Annotated in this window: 16 protein-coding genes and 1 pseudogene; 10 read left to right on the forward strand and 7 right to left on the reverse strand. The window is 64.5% G+C overall.

Features of this window, described 5'->3' with window-relative positions:
* Window positions 1-147: 147 nt before the first annotated feature.
* The 3 genes from O7A60_RS04695 (at window position 148) to O7A60_RS04705 (ending at window position 2457) form a co-directional block, all read left to right on the forward strand.
* Window positions 148-669: a gamma-glutamylcyclotransferase gene (locus O7A60_RS04695; RefSeq protein ID WP_027143497.1), complete on the forward strand. Its 522-nt coding sequence runs from the start codon at window positions 148-150 to the stop codon at window positions 667-669.
* Between the two features lie 121 nt (window positions 670-790).
* Complete coding sequence (locus O7A60_RS04700) at window positions 791-1738, forward strand: aldo/keto reductase (RefSeq protein WP_337105232.1); 948 nt, start codon at window positions 791-793, stop codon at window positions 1736-1738.
* 92 nt (window positions 1739-1830) lie between these two features.
* A complete protein-coding gene (locus O7A60_RS04705; RefSeq protein WP_337105233.1) occupies window positions 1831-2457 on the forward strand; it encodes a LysE family translocator in 627 nt (208 codons plus the stop codon).
* Window positions 2458-2476: 19 nt separating this feature from the next.
* Here the strand turns inward: O7A60_RS04705 and O7A60_RS04710 are convergent, their stop codons facing one another.
* Both O7A60_RS04710 and O7A60_RS04715 read right to left on the reverse strand, forming a co-directional pair.
* A complete protein-coding gene (locus O7A60_RS04710; protein ID WP_337105234.1) occupies window positions 2477-3265 on the reverse strand; it encodes a lysophospholipid acyltransferase family protein in 789 nt (262 codons plus the stop codon).
* Window positions 3266-3342: 77 nt separating this feature from the next.
* Entirely contained in the window at window positions 3343-4248 is a 906-nt protein-coding gene (locus O7A60_RS04715; protein WP_337105235.1) for a LysR family transcriptional regulator, read from the reverse strand.
* 101 nt (window positions 4249-4349) lie between these two features.
* Here O7A60_RS04715 and O7A60_RS04720 point away from each other — a divergent pair.
* The 3 genes and pseudogenes from O7A60_RS04720 (at window position 4350) to O7A60_RS04730 (ending at window position 6087) form a co-directional block, all read left to right on the forward strand.
* Window positions 4350-4898: pseudogene (locus O7A60_RS04720) on the forward strand (carboxymuconolactone decarboxylase family protein).
* A gap of 60 nt (window positions 4899-4958) precedes the next feature.
* Window positions 4959-5429 carry a nuclear transport factor 2 family protein gene (locus tag O7A60_RS04725; protein ID WP_337105236.1) on the forward strand — a complete coding sequence of 157 codons (471 nt, stop codon included), beginning with the start codon at window positions 4959-4961 and terminating at the stop codon, window positions 5427-5429.
* A gap of 25 nt (window positions 5430-5454) precedes the next feature.
* Window positions 5455-6087, forward strand: coding sequence for a pyridoxamine 5'-phosphate oxidase family protein (locus O7A60_RS04730; protein ID WP_337105237.1), 633 nt, complete (start codon window positions 5455-5457; stop codon window positions 6085-6087).
* Window positions 6088-6092: 5 nt separating this feature from the next.
* Here O7A60_RS04730 and O7A60_RS04735 read toward each other — a convergent pair whose 3' ends face one another.
* From O7A60_RS04735 to ftsE, 3 genes are all read right to left on the reverse strand, one after another.
* A complete protein-coding gene (locus tag O7A60_RS04735; protein WP_337105238.1) occupies window positions 6093-6818 on the reverse strand; it encodes a YdcF family protein in 726 nt (241 codons plus the stop codon).
* Window positions 6819-6927: 109 nt separating this feature from the next.
* Window positions 6928-7914 (reverse strand): cell division protein FtsX, encoded by a 987-nt coding sequence (locus O7A60_RS04740; protein WP_337105239.1) that lies wholly within the window; start codon window positions 7912-7914, stop codon window positions 6928-6930.
* Window positions 7907-8566 carry a cell division ATP-binding protein FtsE gene (gene ftsE, locus O7A60_RS04745; RefSeq protein ID WP_010911739.1) on the reverse strand — a complete coding sequence of 220 codons (660 nt, stop codon included), beginning with the start codon at window positions 8564-8566 and terminating at the stop codon, window positions 7907-7909. The genes O7A60_RS04740 and ftsE overlap by 8 nt, the downstream gene beginning before the upstream one ends.
* A 188-nt stretch (window positions 8567-8754) precedes the next feature.
* Between ftsE and O7A60_RS04750 the strand changes: the two genes are divergently transcribed.
* The 3 genes from O7A60_RS04750 (at window position 8755) to O7A60_RS04760 (ending at window position 10412) form a co-directional block, all read left to right on the forward strand.
* Window positions 8755-9399, forward strand: coding sequence for a hypothetical protein (locus O7A60_RS04750; protein ID WP_337105245.1), 645 nt, complete (start codon window positions 8755-8757; stop codon window positions 9397-9399).
* A 23-nt stretch (window positions 9400-9422) separates the two neighbouring features.
* A complete protein-coding gene (hpt, locus tag O7A60_RS04755) occupies window positions 9423-9965 on the forward strand; it encodes a hypoxanthine phosphoribosyltransferase (protein WP_027143486.1) in 543 nt (180 codons plus the stop codon).
* A 75-nt stretch (window positions 9966-10040) separates the two neighbouring features.
* Window positions 10041-10412, forward strand: a complete 372-nt coding sequence (locus O7A60_RS04760; RefSeq protein ID WP_181174151.1) for a response regulator — start codon at window positions 10041-10043, stop codon at window positions 10410-10412.
* Here O7A60_RS04760 and O7A60_RS04765 read toward each other — a convergent pair whose 3' ends face one another.
* Window positions 10413-11360 (reverse strand): DMT family transporter, encoded by a 948-nt coding sequence (locus O7A60_RS04765; RefSeq protein ID WP_337105249.1) that lies wholly within the window; start codon window positions 11358-11360, stop codon window positions 10413-10415.
* A 220-nt stretch (window positions 11361-11580) separates the two neighbouring features.
* On the opposite strand from O7A60_RS04765, the gene O7A60_RS04770 reads away from it, so the two are divergent.
* Window positions 11581-12459: a LysR family transcriptional regulator gene (locus tag O7A60_RS04770; RefSeq protein ID WP_337105250.1), complete on the forward strand. Its 879-nt coding sequence runs from the start codon at window positions 11581-11583 to the stop codon at window positions 12457-12459.
* Window positions 12460-12485: 26 nt separating this feature from the next.
* Here the strand turns inward: O7A60_RS04770 and O7A60_RS04775 are convergent, their stop codons facing one another.
* Window positions 12486-15083, reverse strand: coding sequence for a TIGR02302 family protein (locus O7A60_RS04775; RefSeq protein ID WP_337105251.1), 2598 nt, complete (start codon window positions 15081-15083; stop codon window positions 12486-12488).
* Between the last annotated feature and the right edge of the window lie 63 nt (window positions 15084-15146).

Here is a 15146-nt window from a genome sequence, read left to right on the forward strand (position 1 = left end):
GCTCTCGTTAACGCATGGATGGTGTGGACGGATTCTCGATTCCGACAACACCAGGGGACAGAGACGAATAGGTAGACGGACACGGGCGGAAAAAACACCGGTTTCCGGTGCGGTGTTGCCATTCTTTTTGCAATCAGGCGCGTTGATATGGGCGATTTTTGGGTGTTCGGCTACGGTTCGCTAATCTGGCGGCCGGGTTTCGCGCATGTCGAGACACGACGCGCCCACCTGCATGGCTATCGCCGCTCGCTCTGCGTCTATTCTTTCGTGCACCGCGGCACGCGTCAGCGGCCTGGACTGGTGCTTGGCCTCGACCATGGCGGCTCCTGCGTCGGCCTTGCATTCCGCGTGCCTGGCGAATTGCGCGACGAGGTCATTGCGTATCTACGCGAACGCGAGCTCGTCACCAGCGTCTATCTCGAACGCACGCTCAAGGTGCGCCTCGACGGCGGCGGCGCGGTTGAAGCCGTGGCCTACATCGTCGACCGCAGGCATGAGCAATATGCCGGGGCGCTGGATGCGGCGGATGCGGCGGCCCTGGTGCGCGGCGCGGTCGGCCGATCCGGCAACAATGAGGATTATGTGCTGAGCACGCTCAAGCATCTGGAAGCGCTCGATATCCGCGACCACTGGCTGGAGGATGTGGCGCGCCGGATAGCGACTTCGTGAAGCGTTGGCTCTGCGGAAAAGGCGGCCAGGCCTTTGATCTCGATGCGGCAGGACCTAGGTTAAGCTCCGAACCCAGCCAGCGGGCGGCATCGCCCGGTCCCAATCATCACGGAGATCCGTCTTGCAGAAACGCCGTCTCGGTCGCACCGACCTTTCCATCGCGCCGCTGGTTCTGGGCGGCAATGTCTTCGGCTGGACCGCTGACGAGAAAACCTCCTTCGACCTGCTCGACCGCTTCGTCGGCGCGGGCCTCAATGCCATCGATACGGCCGACGCGTATTCGCGTTGGGTTCCCGGCAACAAGGGCGGCGAATCGGAAACCATCATCGGCAAATGGATGAAGGATCGTGGCAACCGCGACAAGGTCGTGGTGGTCACCAAGGTCGGCTCGGACATGGGGCAGGGCCACAAGGACCTGTCGGCCGCCTATATCGAAAAGGCCGTCGATGCATCGCTGAAGCGGCTGCGGACAGAATTCATCGACCTTTATCTATCGCACTGGCCGGATCCGACCACGCCCTATGAGGAAACCCTCGGCGCCTATGAGAAACTGCTCGCCAAGGGCAAGATCCGCTATGCCGGCTGTTCTAACCTCGATGCCGGCCAGTTGCGCGCGGCACTTGACGTGGCAAGCCTGCGCGGCTTGCCACGCTATGAGGTGCTGCAGCCGGAGTACAATCTCTACGACCGTTCCTCCTTCGATGGCCCGCTACGCGACCTCTGCGTGGCCGAGGATATCGGCGTCATCACCTATTTCAGTCTGGCCAAGGGTTTTCTCAGCGGCAAGTACCGCACGGAAGCCGATCTCGGCCAGAGCGAGCGCGGGGAGGATGTCGGCAGCTATCTCAATCCACGCGGCATGCGCATTCTGGCGGCGCTCGACGCCGTATCCGCCAGGCATTCGGCCAAGCAGGCGGAAGTGGCGCTTGCCTGGGTTATCGCACGGCCAGGCGTCACCGCGCCGATCGCCAGCGCCACCAGGCCGAGCCAGATGGACAGCCTGATCAAGGCGGTGTCGTTGAAGTTGAGCGCGGACGACATGGCCGAACTCGACAAAGCCAGCGTCTGAGGCGGCCGGCAGCGCGGGGCGCACGAACGTCCAAGACGATCCTCATGCCTTGCCATACCGTCCTTCGCGCGGGGTGCAGGGCGGAGGATCAGATGGCCGGATCGCTTGTTTCGCAGCCGGAGCTTTGGCGCCAATTGCTTGCGCTGTTGCTGGCCGCCACCGTGGTCATGGGTAGCCCGGGGCCGGCGACGATAAGCGTCACCGCCGTTGGCGCCGCCTTCGGCCTGCGCGATTCGCTGCACTACACCGGCGGCATCGTCCTGGGCACGATCGCCGTGCTGCTGGTCGTGGCGACCGGTGTCGCGGCGGTGCTTGGGTCGATGCCGAAGCTGGCGCCGTTGCTGGTTGGCGCGTCCGCGGCCTACATCTTCTATCTCGCCTTCAAGATCGCCACCGCCCCGCCATTGGCCGTACGCGCCGCCGACGCGTCGCGCCCGACATGGCTGGCCGGTTTTCTCCTCGCGGTGGCCAACCCGAAAGCGTATGTGGCGATCGCCGCCGTGTTCGCGGGTGCTTCGTCGAGCGCGGGCGATGCCGAGCTCCGGCTGTGGACGAAACTGACCGTTCTCGCGGTGATGATCGTTGTCATCCACGTCGTGTGGCTTCTTGCCGGTGCGGCGTTCTCGCGCTTCCTGCGCCGGCCTGTCGCCTCGCGGATCATCAATCTGGCTTTTGCCGCGACGCTGCTGCTGACCATGGCGCTGGCGGTGCACGGTTGACGGCTTGGCCGGCGAGCCTTCAGGCCTTCGTGCCCAGCTCCCGAAGCCGCTTGATCGCCGTTGGCGGCAGGGCCGGCGGATTGGGGGCGCGCGATGCCTCGACGAGAAGCTGGTCACAGGCAGCCTCGGTCTCGCCGATCAGCCGCGCCATGAACTCGTCCTTGCCCAGACCAGGCGGTATGGGCGGCAGGAAGCGCGCCTTGACGGTCCCGGGATAGCGCAGGAACTTGCGGCGCGGCCAATAGAGGCCGGCGACATGGGCGACCGGCACCACCGGAACGCCAAGCTGGGTGTAGATTTCAACGATGCCGTATTTGTAGGCCGGCTCGTCGCCCGGCGCCCGGCGCGTGCCCTCGGGATAGATGATCAATTGGCGCGGGTTGCGCGCCATCTCTTCCTTGGTCGCAGCGACCACGGCCTTCAGCGCCTTGGAGCGGCTGCCGCGATCAACCGGGATCATGCGCATCTTCAAGATATACCAGCCGAAGAACGGGATCCAGGTCAGCTCGCGCTTCAGGATGTAAAGCGGGTCCTGGAGGTAAGGAAAGAAGGCGATAGCGTCCCAGAACGATTGGTGCTTGGGCGCCAGGATGAAGGAGCCCTCGGGCAGGTTTTCCTGCCCGGTGATGTCGTTTGTCGTTCCGGCGATCTTGTCATAGAGCCACATCGAGGTGCGCGACCAGAATTTCGGCACGAACCAGGCGCGGTGGCGGGACGACAGAAAATAGTACGGGGTCCAGAGGATCATCTGGACGATCAGATTGACGTAGAAGACAAAATTGAACGCCAGCGATCTGACATAAAGCATGGGGGAGGTCCGGTGAGGAAGTGTGCGTTGGTTACACCAAGCGCGGGGAAAAAGGAAACGGTGCGATACTGCCCGTTCTACCAGGCCGCCTGCGCCAGCCGTTCCCTCAGGCGTGGGGCGGCGAAGTCGAGGAAGGCGCGCAATTTTACCGGCAGCCGGCCCTGGCCTGCATGCACCAGGTTTACCGGCCAAGGCTCGGGTTCGAAATCCGTGAGCACCGGGCGCAGTGTTCCTGATCGTACGGCGGCGACGATCTGGTAGGAAAGCACCCGGGTCAACCCGACCCCGGCGATCGCCGCATCGGTCGCCGCCTCAGCGGTGTTGACCCGAAGCCTTGAGCGGACCGGTACGACAAAATCAGCCTTGTCCACGGTGAAGGTCCAGGTGGCAAGCGAGCCAAGGCCCTCGAAGGTGATGCAGCTGTGCGTATCGAGCTCTCCCGGCGTCCCAGGAATGCCGTGTCCGGCCAGATAGGCCGGGCTTGCGCAGACAACATGACCGATCGAGCCGACCCTGATGGCGACCATCCGCGAATCCGGCAGCCTGCCGATGCGGACGGCGAGGTCGATATGGTCTTCGGCCAACTGGCTTATCCTGTCGCCGAGCGTGAGGCGGATATCCACCAGCGGATAGGCGGCGAGGAACTCGGTGACAACCGGCAACACGTGAAGGCGGCCGAAGACGATCGGCGCGGTGATGATCAGTTCCCCTGTCGGGGCGCTGTATTCGCCGCCGGCGGTGCGTTCGGCGTCGCCGACCTCGTCGAGAATGCGGCGGCAGGCAGCGAGATAGGCATGGCCCGCATCGGTCAGTGTCAGCCGCCGCGTCGAGCGGTTCAACAGGCGTGTCTTCAGGTGGCGCTCCAGATCGGAGACCTTGCGGCTGACCGTTGCCAGCGGAACGTCCGAACGGCGAGCAGCGGCGGAAAGGCTGCCGCCTTCCGCTGCCGCGACAAAAAGGGACATGGCTTCGAGACGATCCATCATTTCTTCCAGAAAATGGAAGGGTTGATTGCAAATATGGCATCTACATCCGTAAGATGGAAGGCTGCATATAGGCGGGGTACCTCAACAAGGCAATCTCCATGCCCCGCATTGCCACGCCTTCGTCCATCGCAAACGCTCCCGCCGCCGCGCTGCCCATGCTGCAGCCGGTGGGAAAACAGCTTGGTGTCATCCCGAACCTGTTTCGGATGGTCGCCAACAGTCCGGCCGCGCTGGAAGGCTATCTCGGCATGATGGGAGCCTTGGCCAAGGGCCGGCTGCCGGCGCCGACGCGCGAGCGCATCGCACTGGCGATCGCCGAGATCAATGGCTGCAACTACTGTCTGCCGCCCACACCTATCTCGGCAAGACACTCGCAAGGCTCGACGCCGCCGAGATGCTGGCCAACCGCCATGGCGGCTCCACGGATATCAAGGCAGCCGCGGCGGTGCGTTTTGCCGCCAGAGTAGCGCAAAGCCGCGGGCATGTCGGCCAGGAGGATCTCGCCGCTGTCAGGCTCGCGGGCTATGACGACGGAGATCATCGAGATCGTCCAGCATGTCGCCCTGAACGTCTGGACCAACTATATCAACGAGGTTGCCCAGACGGAGATCGATTTTCCGGTTGTTTCCGCCCGCGATGCTGCCTGAATCCGGAAAAGGGGCGGCGGTGCCCGCCGGCCTCAACCTTCATGCCGCAGAGGAAATCCCATGTCTGAGAGCCGCCCGCCGCTTCCGCCCTTCACCGCCGAGACGTCAGCACAGAAAGCGCGCATGGCCGAGGATGCCTGGAACTCGCGCGATCCTGCGCGGGTGGCGCTCGCCTATACGGCGGACAGCCGTTGGCGCAACCGGGCCGAGTTCCTGCAAGGCCGCGATGCGATCCAGGCGTTCCTGACGCGCAAATGGGTACGCGAACTCGACTACCGGCTGATCAAGGAGGTCTGGGCCTTCGACGGCAACCGCATCGCCGTGCGCTTCGCCTATGAATGGCACGACGACAGCGGCTCATGGTTCCGCAGCTACGGCAATGAGAACTGGGAATTCGACGAGCACGGGCTGATGCGGCTGCGCATCGCCAGCATCAACGACCTGCCGATCGCCGAGGCCGAGCGCAAATATCGCTGGCCTCTCGGCCGGCGGCCGGACGACCATCCGACGTTATCGGAGCTCGGCCTTTAGAAACGTTTCATGCAAGGAGGTTTCGATGAACGCACACGCTTTTACGAGCGATGTCGCCTTCACGCCGACGGTCAAGGCGATCCAGGCGCGTAAGGGCTCGCGTCAGTCCTACGCCCGCGTCGAGGAGCGCGGCGGCTGGCAGTCGGCGATTACACCGGACCTCGCCGCCTTCATCGAAATGCAGACCAGCGTGTTCCTGTCGACGGCCAATGGCGACGGTCAGCCCTACATCCAGCACCGCGGCGGCCCTGCCGGCTTTCTCAAGGTGCTCGACGAGAAGACGATCGGCTTCGCGGATTTTTCCGGCAATAAGCAGTTCATCACGCAGGGCAATCTGGCCGACAATCCGAGGGCCTTTCTGTTCCTGATCGATTACATGATGCGCCAGCGCATCAAGATCTGGGGCACGGCACGCGTTGTCGAAAACGACGCCGGGTTGACGGCGCGGCTGATGCCGCCGGACTACAAGGCGCGTCCCGAACAGGTCATCCTGTTCACCGTCTCGGCGTGGGATGCCAATTGCCCGCAACATATACCGCAGCGCTTCGAGGCGGCTGATGTGGCGGCGGCGCTTGGCGAGCGCGACCGGCGCATCCAGGACCTTGAGCAAGAGATCGCGCGCCTCAAGGGCGTTTCAGGGGCTGCCGCCAAGCAATGACGGGCTCAGCCGCCGGCGGCGGTCTCGGCCAGCGCGATGCCGTCGGGCGTCGGCTTCACCGGGATAATGCCGCGAGCCAGCGCTAGCAGGTATTTGGTGTATTCGGTGAAAAGCACGCGTACCGCCCGCGGCTTGGTCAGCCAATTGCCATTATCTAGGTTGGAATTGACCACAGGGTAGGGTTCGAGCTTGGCGCCATGCAGCAGCCGGCCCATCTCCAGCAGGCTGCGCGGCATGTGATAATTGTTGGTGACCAGGATCACAGTGCCATAGGCGTGGTTTTCCACCCATTTGGCGCTTTCCTCGGCATTGCCGATCGTGTCGAGCGCGGCGCGGTCGATGTCGACGCAGCAGGAAAACAGCTTCTTGTCGCCGCCGGTCGCCGCCTGGAGTTGGCGACGGCTGGCGGAGGGATGCACGCCACTGATCAGGAGTCGCTCGCCCTTGCCGGATGCCAGCAGCTCCATCGCCGCGTCGAGGCGCGACTGGCCGCCGGTCAGCACAATGATGGCGTCGGCCTTGGCCGGGTTGGCGGGCGTGGTCAGATGGCTGACCTTGCTGGCAAACCAGCCGAAGCCGCTAGCGAACACTGTTGTGAGCACGAGCAGGAAGACAGCGGAGAGACGCAGGGCGGTCCTTAAATGGCTAACCTTGCCATGGCCGCGCCAACGGGCAACCACCACTGGCAGCTGTCCAGCCGTCCCGGTCGAGTCCCGCACGTCCATAGCCATATGGTTAATCCCGAAATGCGGCCTTTGATAGGGAAAAGACGCACTTTGCGTTACGCGAATTCTCCATCCGTGATCGCGCTCTTTCCATCGACGCCAAGACGAGTTCCTTTCATGCGTCGGGTTGGCGAACGTCGATGTCGCTGAGATAGGCGACGACGGTGGCGTGCGAAGTTGCCGCCGTCAGCGCGCCAATCACCAGCACCATCAGGACGACACCTAGGTAGCCCGCGGAGCCGATGGCGAAGTTGCCGAACAAGGCCGTCGCCTGATCGGCCTGCGGCGTTGCCATATTGCGCGACGACCACCAGGAAAAAACGATGAAGACGAGCACCGCCGCGGCTCCGCCAGCGGCCGCGCCTTTCATGCCGGTGACCAGGAAATGCCGGCGGAATTCGCGCGCGATGAAGCGCGCTTCGGCGCCGACGAAATGCAGTACCTCGATGATGTGGCCGTTGCCGTCCATGGCGCCACGGGTTGCGAACACCACGGTCAGCACCGTTGCCGACAGCATCAGGGCCAGAACGGCGACGCCGATGGTCACCGTGGTGCGGGCCATGGCCACCAGCCGGTCGACCCAGGTGCGGTGGTCGTCAAGCGATGCACTCGGCAGCTTCGGCGTGATCGCGGCGCGCATGGCGGCGAAGTCCGGCGGACTGTTCTCGTCGATGGTTACGATGATCAGCCGCGGCACCGGCAGGTCGTCGATGTTGAGGCCCGATCCCAGCCAGGGCTCCAAGAGCCTGGCGGTCGCTTCGCGGTCGATGATCCGGGTCGATTTCACGCCGGGGAATTCGCCGGCGATCTGTGAGGCCTGGCTGAGCGCTGCCTCCATGTCGAGGCCGTCGGCCGGCTTGATCTGGATGGTCGCCTCGCGCGAGATCTGGTTTTCCCAAACCGAGGCCGTGTCGCGCACCAGCGTCACCGCGCCGAAGGTCAGGCAGCACAGGAAGGTCATGATAGCGATGACCAGCACCAGGGCGCGGCCGGCAATGTTCTGCGCGGGCACGATCGGCGCCATCTTGCGCTGGGCGCGCGGTCTTGCCTCGGCCGCCTCGGCATCCTGCTCCTCGAAATGGTCAGCCGGTAGCTCAGTCATAGATATCAAGCCTTCCGCCGGCCAGGATCATGCGGCGCGCGTCGACCTGTTCCATAAGGCCAAGATCGTGGGTCGCGATCACCACGGCGGTGCCGAGGCGATTGAGTTCGATGAACAGCCGCAGCAGCCGCCGCGCCAGCGGCGGATCGACATTGCCGGTCGGCTCGTCGGCCAGCAAGATCTCCGGCTGCTCGATCAGGGCGCGCGCGATCGCGGCGCGCTGCTTCTCGCCGCCTGACAGAACCGGCGGCAGCACATGCATGCGTTCGCCGAGCCCCACCCATTTCAACAGTTCGGTGACATCGGTGCGGTAGCTCGCTTCCTCGCGCCCGCGCACGCGCAGTGGCAAAGCAACATTCTCATAGGTGGTCATGTGGTCGAGCAGGCGAAAATCCTGGAACACCACGCCGATGCGGCGGCGCAGATGCGGCAGTTCGGTGCGTGAGATGCGCGAGCGGTCCTTGCCGAAGATGGTGATCAGTCCACGCGTCGGCTTCAGCGACATGAACAAAAGGCGCAGCAACGTCGTCTTGCCGGCACCCGAAGGCCCGCTCAGGAACTGGAAGGAGCGCTCCGGGATGTGCAGGGAAATGTCGCGGAGGATTTCCGGACCCATGCCATAGCGGAGGCCGACATTTTCGAAGCGAATCAATTTCGGCGACCTGAAATTCCTGCCGGCGGCGAGCCGGCCTGTTCTGCGAAAAGACCATCGGCCGGCATGGTTAACCGGCGGTTAATTCCTGGGTTGTTTCGGCTTGTCACGACAGCTCCGGTGGGGAAGCGTTAACCATTTGTGTTTACGCAAAAGAAACGAAAAGCGAACAGGTGCAATACTGGGCCATGATGGCTGACCAGCGAACCGCGCGCCCGGTTTCCGGCGAAATCATGACCGATCCACCGGCAATTGCCGTGGCGGACCGGATCGTGCGCGGTCCGGCGGCCGATATCATCGATGCCGACTATGAAGTGATGCCGCGCCTTGCTCCTGCGGTGGAAAGCGATTCACCACCGCCGCGTGCGATCGTCACCCCGCCCATCGCGGGCATGGACATGCTGCGCAAGCCGGAAGCGCCAGCGAAACGGCCGCCGGCGTCACGCGGAGGGCCGATCTTCTGGATCGCCGGCGTCGGTGCCGCTCTTGCCGCCTTCTGGGTGTCAGGCGGCCATGCGCTGGTGCGCCAGGCGCCGTTCCTCGCCGGCGCGCAAGCGTCGGCGCTGACCATTTCAGGCGTCACGTCACGTGTCGACGCCTCCGGCCCGAACCCGGTGCTGTTCGTCGATGGGGAGGCCGCGAACGACGGGACGAGCCCCGCGACCCTGCCGCCGCTCGATATCCGGGTGACGGGCAAAGACGGGCGCACAATCCGTTATACGTTGGGGACATCCGGCCGCTTGCTGGCATCCGGCGAAAGATTCGGCTTTGCCAGCCGGCTCGACGTGCCTAAGAACGGCGTAAGAACCGTTTTGGTTACTTTCGCCGAGTAGGCGATCACCGGGGAAGGCCATCTATGCCCATCGTACGCGGCAAGGACATCGAAGTCCTGTTTTCGGCATCGGCGATCGCGCGGCGCAATCTCGAACTCGCCAAGGAGATCGCCGGGCACGACTATCACGATCTGCTGGTGATTTCGGTGCTGAAGGGCTCGTTCATCTTCGCCGCCGACCTGATCCGGGCCATGCACGATGTCGGCCTGTCGCCGGAAGTCGAGTTCATCTTCATCTCCAGCTATGGCGCCGGCACCACCAGCGGCGAGGTGAGGGTGCTGCGCGACATCGACAACGAGGTTGCCGGCCGCGACGTGCTGTTGATCGACGATATTCTGGAATCGGGCAAGACGCTGAGCTTCACCCGCGACCTGATGCTGTCGCGTGGCGCGAAAAGCTGTTCCATCGCCGTGCTGCTCGACAAGCGCATGCGCCGCCAGACCGCGCTCAATGCCGACTATGTCGGCTTCGACTGCCCCGATTATTTCGTCGTCGGCTACGGCATGGATGTCTCGCATGCGTTTCGCGAACTGCCGTTCGTGGGTGTCGTTAAGGGCGACGTTTGAGCGACTTCCAAAAAGAGTTGCCGACCGGTTCCGCTTTCAGGAAAACTCAACTTTTGCCCGCCAAATATGCCGGCCATGGCAAAGCTTCTGATCGTCGAGGACGATGAGTCCGTCCGCACCCTCGCAGCCCGCGCACTCGAACGCGCCGGCCACGCAATCGATATCGCCGCCGACGGCGCGCAAGGTCTGGCGCTGATCAAGGCCGCGCATGGCGGTTACGATCTCGTCGTCTCCGACATCCGCATGCCGGAGATGGATGGCATCGAGATGGCGGTTGCGGCCGCGGCGCTTTTCCCGGCGATGAAGATCATGCTGATGACCGGCTATGCCGACCAGCGCGAGCGCGCCGAGGAATTGAACGGCATTATCCTCGATGTCGTGCAAAAGCCCTTCACGCTGGCCGAGATCCGTTCGCGCGTCGAACGGGCGCTGATCTGCTTCGCCTGATCAGGCCGGATCCCTGGCGACAAGCGCCGGCGCTGGGCTGGTCCGCCGGTCGGTGTTGAGCGCCAGCAGGCCGGCGCCGATGATGAGCGCCGCGCCGATCACGGTCGTCGAGCGTGGTACCTCGGCGAAGAACAGGAAACCCCACAGCGGCGACCACAGGATGCCGGTATATTCGAAGGTGGCGACGCGGTTGGCCGGAGCCAGCCGGTAACCCTGCGAGAGCAGGATCATGCCGGCCGAGGCAACGAAACCGCACGCCGCCATCTTGAGGAAGTCCGGCAGTGTCGGCCAGATCCACGGCCGTACCAGGAATTCGAGGCTCGGGTGGACGGCGTGGGTTATGCCGGCGAGGTGGAACGTGCCGGCGACCACGGCCGCGCCGGTCAGATAGGCGCCGTTCTGGTAGAAGGCCATCACGGTGGAGGATTCGGTGTCGCCGATCTTGCGGGCCATCAATTGCGAAAATCCGTAGAGCACGGCCGAGCCCAGCGACAGCAAGGCCGCCCAGTCGAACAGTCCGGCGCCGGGGCGCAGCATCACCAGGACGCCAAGCATGCCGATCAGCACGGTTGCCAGCGTCTGCCAGGAAACGCGCTCGCCAAGATAGGGGCCGGCCATCGCCATGATGCAGAGCGGCGCCATGAAATAGAGCGCCACGGCGTCGGCCAGCGGCAGGGCGGCGATGGCCAGGTAATAAACGGTGTAGGACGTGAACTGGATGAAGGCGCGCACGGTCAGCATGCCGAAGCGCCGCGACAGGATGGCGCGCAGCCCGACATCGGCATGGACGAGAAGGATCAGGATCGGCAGGGCGATGATCGAGCGGATCGCCATCACCTCGGTCACCGGGTAGCCGCTCGACACGGCTTTGACGAGCGGGTCCTGCAGCGAGAAGACCAGCACGCCCAGGCACAGGCTCAGGATGCCGCGCACCATCCTATTCTGCATCCGCGTCCAGGCTCCCGCGCATACGATCCGGTGACCCTCCAGATCAAAAAGAACCCGCCACCGTTTTCGGGCAGCGGGCACGAGTGAGGACTCTTTGATTGGTCCGCTGCCGATTTCGCGGCCGCATATCCAATGGGTGAGGCGACTATCGCCCGGTGTTTGACATGTTGCAAACGAATTGGAATGATGTCAGCAATCAACTTTGCTTATGACGGATGCGATGCGGCCAACCCTCGACAGCGATCTCCTGCGCACCTTTGTCGCCATCGCCGAGGCCGGCAACTTCACAAGGGCCGCCGAGCAGGCCGGCCGCACGCAGTCGGCCGTATCGATGCAGATGAAGAAGCTCGAAGAGCTGGTCGGCGACAGCCTGTTCGAGCGCGGTTCACGTGGCGTCGCGCTGACGCGGCGTGGCGGCGAACTTATCGTCAATGCCCGGCGCATCGTCGCGCTGCTCGACGAGACGGCGGCGTCGATGGCGGCGGCGCCGCTGGGCGGGCCGGTGCGCATCGGTATTCCGGAGGAATATGGCCATGCCATCCTGTCGCGTGCGCTCGGCGCATTCTCGAAGCGGCATCCAAAGGTTGAAGTCACGGTGCGCTACGCCCATTCGTGGGCGCAGGTTGCGGCGCTCGCCGCCGGTGAGCTCGATCTCGCCGTGGTCTTCGAATGGCAGGACCTTGCCGGTGGCGAGGTGCTGATGCACGACCCAACCGTGTGGGTGACGTCGAACCTGCATCACATGCATGAGGAACAGCCGCTGCCGATCGCGCTCTACAACCGTGCCGGCTGGTGTAAGGATTTCGCCATCAAGTCGCTGGAGCAGCGCGGCCTTGCCTATCGCGTCGCCTATACCAGCGACACCAATGGCGGCCTGAAGCTCGCCGTCACTTCAGGCTTGGCGATCGCGCCGATTTCGCGGAGCAACATTCCGGCGGACTGCCGCGAACTCACTGCAGCCGACGGGTTCGGCGACATCGATGCGTCCAATGTGGTGATGCATCGCAACCCGAATGCGTCAGGCGAGGCGATCGACGGCATGCAGGAGGCGATCCGCGAGGCGTTCGTCAACAGACAGGTCCAACCCGCCGCGTCATAGACGTCGCCAGTTGCTCCCGCCGCCTGCTACTTCAGCTCGAGCAACCGTTCCAGATAGCTACGCTCGATGTCCGGGCTGAGCGCGTTGCCGAGCCGCTTGCGGATCGCTTCCAGGATTTGGCGGGCGCGCTGCACGTCGATCTCGTCGGGCACTTTCACCGAATCGCCGAAATCAGGACCCTGGCTGGCGCGCGGCCGGCCGAGTGGGTCGCGGTCGGCGTCCTGCTGACGACCGCCTTGCTGGCTGCCGCCCTGGTCGCCCTGCATGGCCTGCATCTGCTTCATCATGTCCTTGGCGCCCTTGCGCAGCGCCTCGAGTGCCCGGCCCTGGTGGCCGACCGCCTCGTCGCCCTGGCCCTCGCCAAGCGCCTGCTCGGCGCTGCCCATGGACTTGCCGGCCTCGCCAAATCCTTCATTGGGCTCCATGCCCATGCCTTCGAGGCCCTTCTTCAGCTGCTCGAGATCGCTTTTCAGCTGGCCCTGGCCTTCCTGCAACTGCTTCAGCGCATCGGCGAATTCCTGCGGCGTCATCGGCTTTTGCCTGGCACGCGGATCGCGGTCCTGCCCAACGCCTGGCTTGTCCTGGTCCTCGCCACCGCCCTGGCCAAGCTGCTCGTCGCGGTTCTCGCCACGCTGGCGCTCGCCGCGCTGCATCTGGTCCATGCGGAACGTGTCGTTCATCATCTCCTGCTGGCGCCGCAGGATCTCGCCGAGCTTGTCCATCTGCTGGCGCATCTGGCTGTCCTGCTCACCGCCCTGCTGCTGGCGGCCGGCCTGGAGGTTGTTCATCATGTCCTGCAGCTGCGACAGCAATTGCTGCGCCTTGTCGCGATCGCCCGACTTGGCCAGGTTCTCGATCTGGTCCATCATGCGGTCGATATCGCTCTGCCGCAGTTCCTGGCCGTTCTGCTGCATTTGCGGCGCGTTCGGGTTCTGCTTGGCGCGTTCGGCGAATTCCTGCAGGAACTGGTTCATCGCCTCGCGCAGTTCCTTCATCGCCTTCTCGATCTCGGCGTCGCTGGCGCCGTTCTTGATGGCGTCCTGCAGCGCCTGCTGCGCTTGGCGCAGCCGCTTTTCGGCGGCCGAGAGGTTGCCCTCCTCGATGCCGAGCGCGATCTCCCAGAGATAAGCGACCTCGCTGCGCAGCTGATCGTCGTTGCCGGCCAGTTTCAGCCGGCTCATCGCGCTCATGATGGCGAGGTAGTGGGACATGTTGTCGAACGTGTCTTCGGGCCGCAGCGTGATGGCGTCCATCAGGTCGAGCACGCGCGGCTTGGCATTGGCGTCGAGTGCGAGCAGGCGGCGCTGTTCGATCACGGCGCGCGCCAGCGGGTTGGCGAACGGCCGCTCGGGCATCACCAGCGTCTTTGTCTCGCTGGACGCGGTGTGTCCGGCGTCGTCGGTGGCGACCAGCGTCAGCTTGATGCTGCCGCCGGCCCAGACATGCTCGGTCAGATCCTTCGTGGCGCGGGCGGCATTCGCCTTGCCGCCGCGGCGCGGCAGCGTCAGCGGCATGTCAGGCGGACCATAGAGCGGATGCGCATCTGGCGCCTGCGGATCGGCCAGCGCGAACACCGCCTTGGCCGTCGCCGCGCCGTAGTCGTCGTCGATCTGGTAATTGAGCTCGAAGGCGCCGTTGGCGGCGCGCTTGGGCTCGCCGACGAAGCGGATCTGCGGCGGCTTGTCCGGCAGCACGGCAAAGGCCCAGCGGGCAAGCTGGTCGTCGCCCGACTTCAGCGTCAGCGTGCCGTCGCCGGTCAGCTTGCCGATGAACTGGCGTATCTTCGAGGATGAGGCGGGGGCCGGCACCGCCGGGCTTGCCGCCGGCTTGGCGACGGCTTGCGGGTCGATGGCGCGCGCGTTGCCATCCTTGTCGGCATAGGCAAGCGTTTCCTCGCCCGATCCACCGGTCACACGCAGCGAGACATCGCTGCCTTCCGGAATGGTGAAGGTCGGCGTCGCCTGGTTGGCATCAGCGGTCAAGAAGATCGGCGGCTTGCCGGTATAGGCCGGCGGCGTCACCCAGGCGTCGATGCGCGGCGGCACGGTGTCGAGTGTGCCGTGTGCGCTGAAACCGTCTGCTATCCTGCCGCCGGTCGGCCCGAAGGAGAAGGCGAAGGCGGTGACCAGCAGGAGCGCCGCCACGGCGCGAAGTCCCCAGGGGTCGCGCTCCGGCACGCGCGCGCGCGGCAGGTCGGCGCCGAGACTGCCGAGCTTTCCAGCCATGCGCTTCTGATGCTCGCGCCAGAGCGCCTGCGAGAAACTGCTTTCCTGGCCGCTGGGCCGGTCGCTCTGCACCTGTACCGGACTGTGCAGCAATCTGTTGGCGGCCTCGATGCGGCGATCGACCTCGGTGGCGCCAGGCATGCGGAAAAAGCGCAGCGGATAAAGCGCGGCCAGCCCTGCCAGGCCGAAAACGGCGATAAGGCCGATGCGCGCCACATCCGGCAGCCGAGGGAAAATACCGAACCAGGAGACGCTGAGGAACAGGCTGGCAATAACCATGAGCGGGAGCAGCAGCGGCCAGCCGCGCTCGACGGTCATCGCGACACGCGTCGCCAGCCGGCTCAAGGCAAGGCGTCCGGCCAGGCCGCGATCGTTGCTGAAGATGGGTCGTTGCGTCATCGGCCCTTCCTAGAGCCTGTTCCGCCCGAAAGGACCGGAATGGGACTCTATCTCTTTGAGCAT

It is taken from the genome of Mesorhizobium salmacidum (SeqCode) (assembly GCF_037179605.1).
Taxonomy (GTDB): Bacteria; Pseudomonadota; Alphaproteobacteria; order Rhizobiales; family Rhizobiaceae; genus Mesorhizobium; species Mesorhizobium salmacidum.

Excerpts from the sequence above, each read along its gene's own strand:
- O7A60_RS04760 (WP_181174151.1), top strand. The coding sequence starts at position 10,041 with ATGGCAAAGCTTCTGATCGTCGAGGACGATGAGTCCGTCCGCACCCTC.
- O7A60_RS04775 (WP_337105251.1), bottom strand. The coding sequence starts at position 15,083 with ATGACGCAACGACCCATCTTCAGCAACGATCGCGGCCTGGCCGGACGC.
- O7A60_RS04765 (WP_337105249.1), bottom strand. The coding sequence starts at position 11,360 with ATGCAGAATAGGATGGTGCGCGGCATCCTGAGCCTGTGCCTGGGCGTG.
- O7A60_RS04735 (WP_337105238.1), bottom strand. The coding sequence starts at position 6,818 with ATGGCTATGGACGTGCGGGACTCGACCGGGACGGCTGGACAGCTGCCA.
- hpt (WP_027143486.1), top strand. The coding sequence starts at position 9,423 with ATGCCCATCGTACGCGGCAAGGACATCGAAGTCCTGTTTTCGGCATCG.
- O7A60_RS04710 (WP_337105234.1), bottom strand. The coding sequence starts at position 3,265 with ATGCTTTATGTCAGATCGCTGGCGTTCAATTTTGTCTTCTACGTCAAT.
- O7A60_RS04750 (WP_337105245.1), top strand. The coding sequence starts at position 8,755 with ATGATGGCTGACCAGCGAACCGCGCGCCCGGTTTCCGGCGAAATCATG.
- O7A60_RS04770 (WP_337105250.1), top strand. The coding sequence starts at position 11,581 with ATGCGGCCAACCCTCGACAGCGATCTCCTGCGCACCTTTGTCGCCATC.
- O7A60_RS04740 (WP_337105239.1), bottom strand. The coding sequence starts at position 7,914 with ATGACTGAGCTACCGGCTGACCATTTCGAGGAGCAGGATGCCGAGGCG.
- O7A60_RS04695 (WP_027143497.1), top strand. The coding sequence starts at position 148 with ATGGGCGATTTTTGGGTGTTCGGCTACGGTTCGCTAATCTGGCGGCCG.
- O7A60_RS04725 (WP_337105236.1), top strand. The coding sequence starts at position 4,959 with ATGTCTGAGAGCCGCCCGCCGCTTCCGCCCTTCACCGCCGAGACGTCA.
- O7A60_RS04730 (WP_337105237.1), top strand. The coding sequence starts at position 5,455 with ATGAACGCACACGCTTTTACGAGCGATGTCGCCTTCACGCCGACGGTC.
- O7A60_RS04715 (WP_337105235.1), bottom strand. The coding sequence starts at position 4,248 with ATGGATCGTCTCGAAGCCATGTCCCTTTTTGTCGCGGCAGCGGAAGGC.
- O7A60_RS04705 (WP_337105233.1), top strand. The coding sequence starts at position 1,831 with ATGGCCGGATCGCTTGTTTCGCAGCCGGAGCTTTGGCGCCAATTGCTT.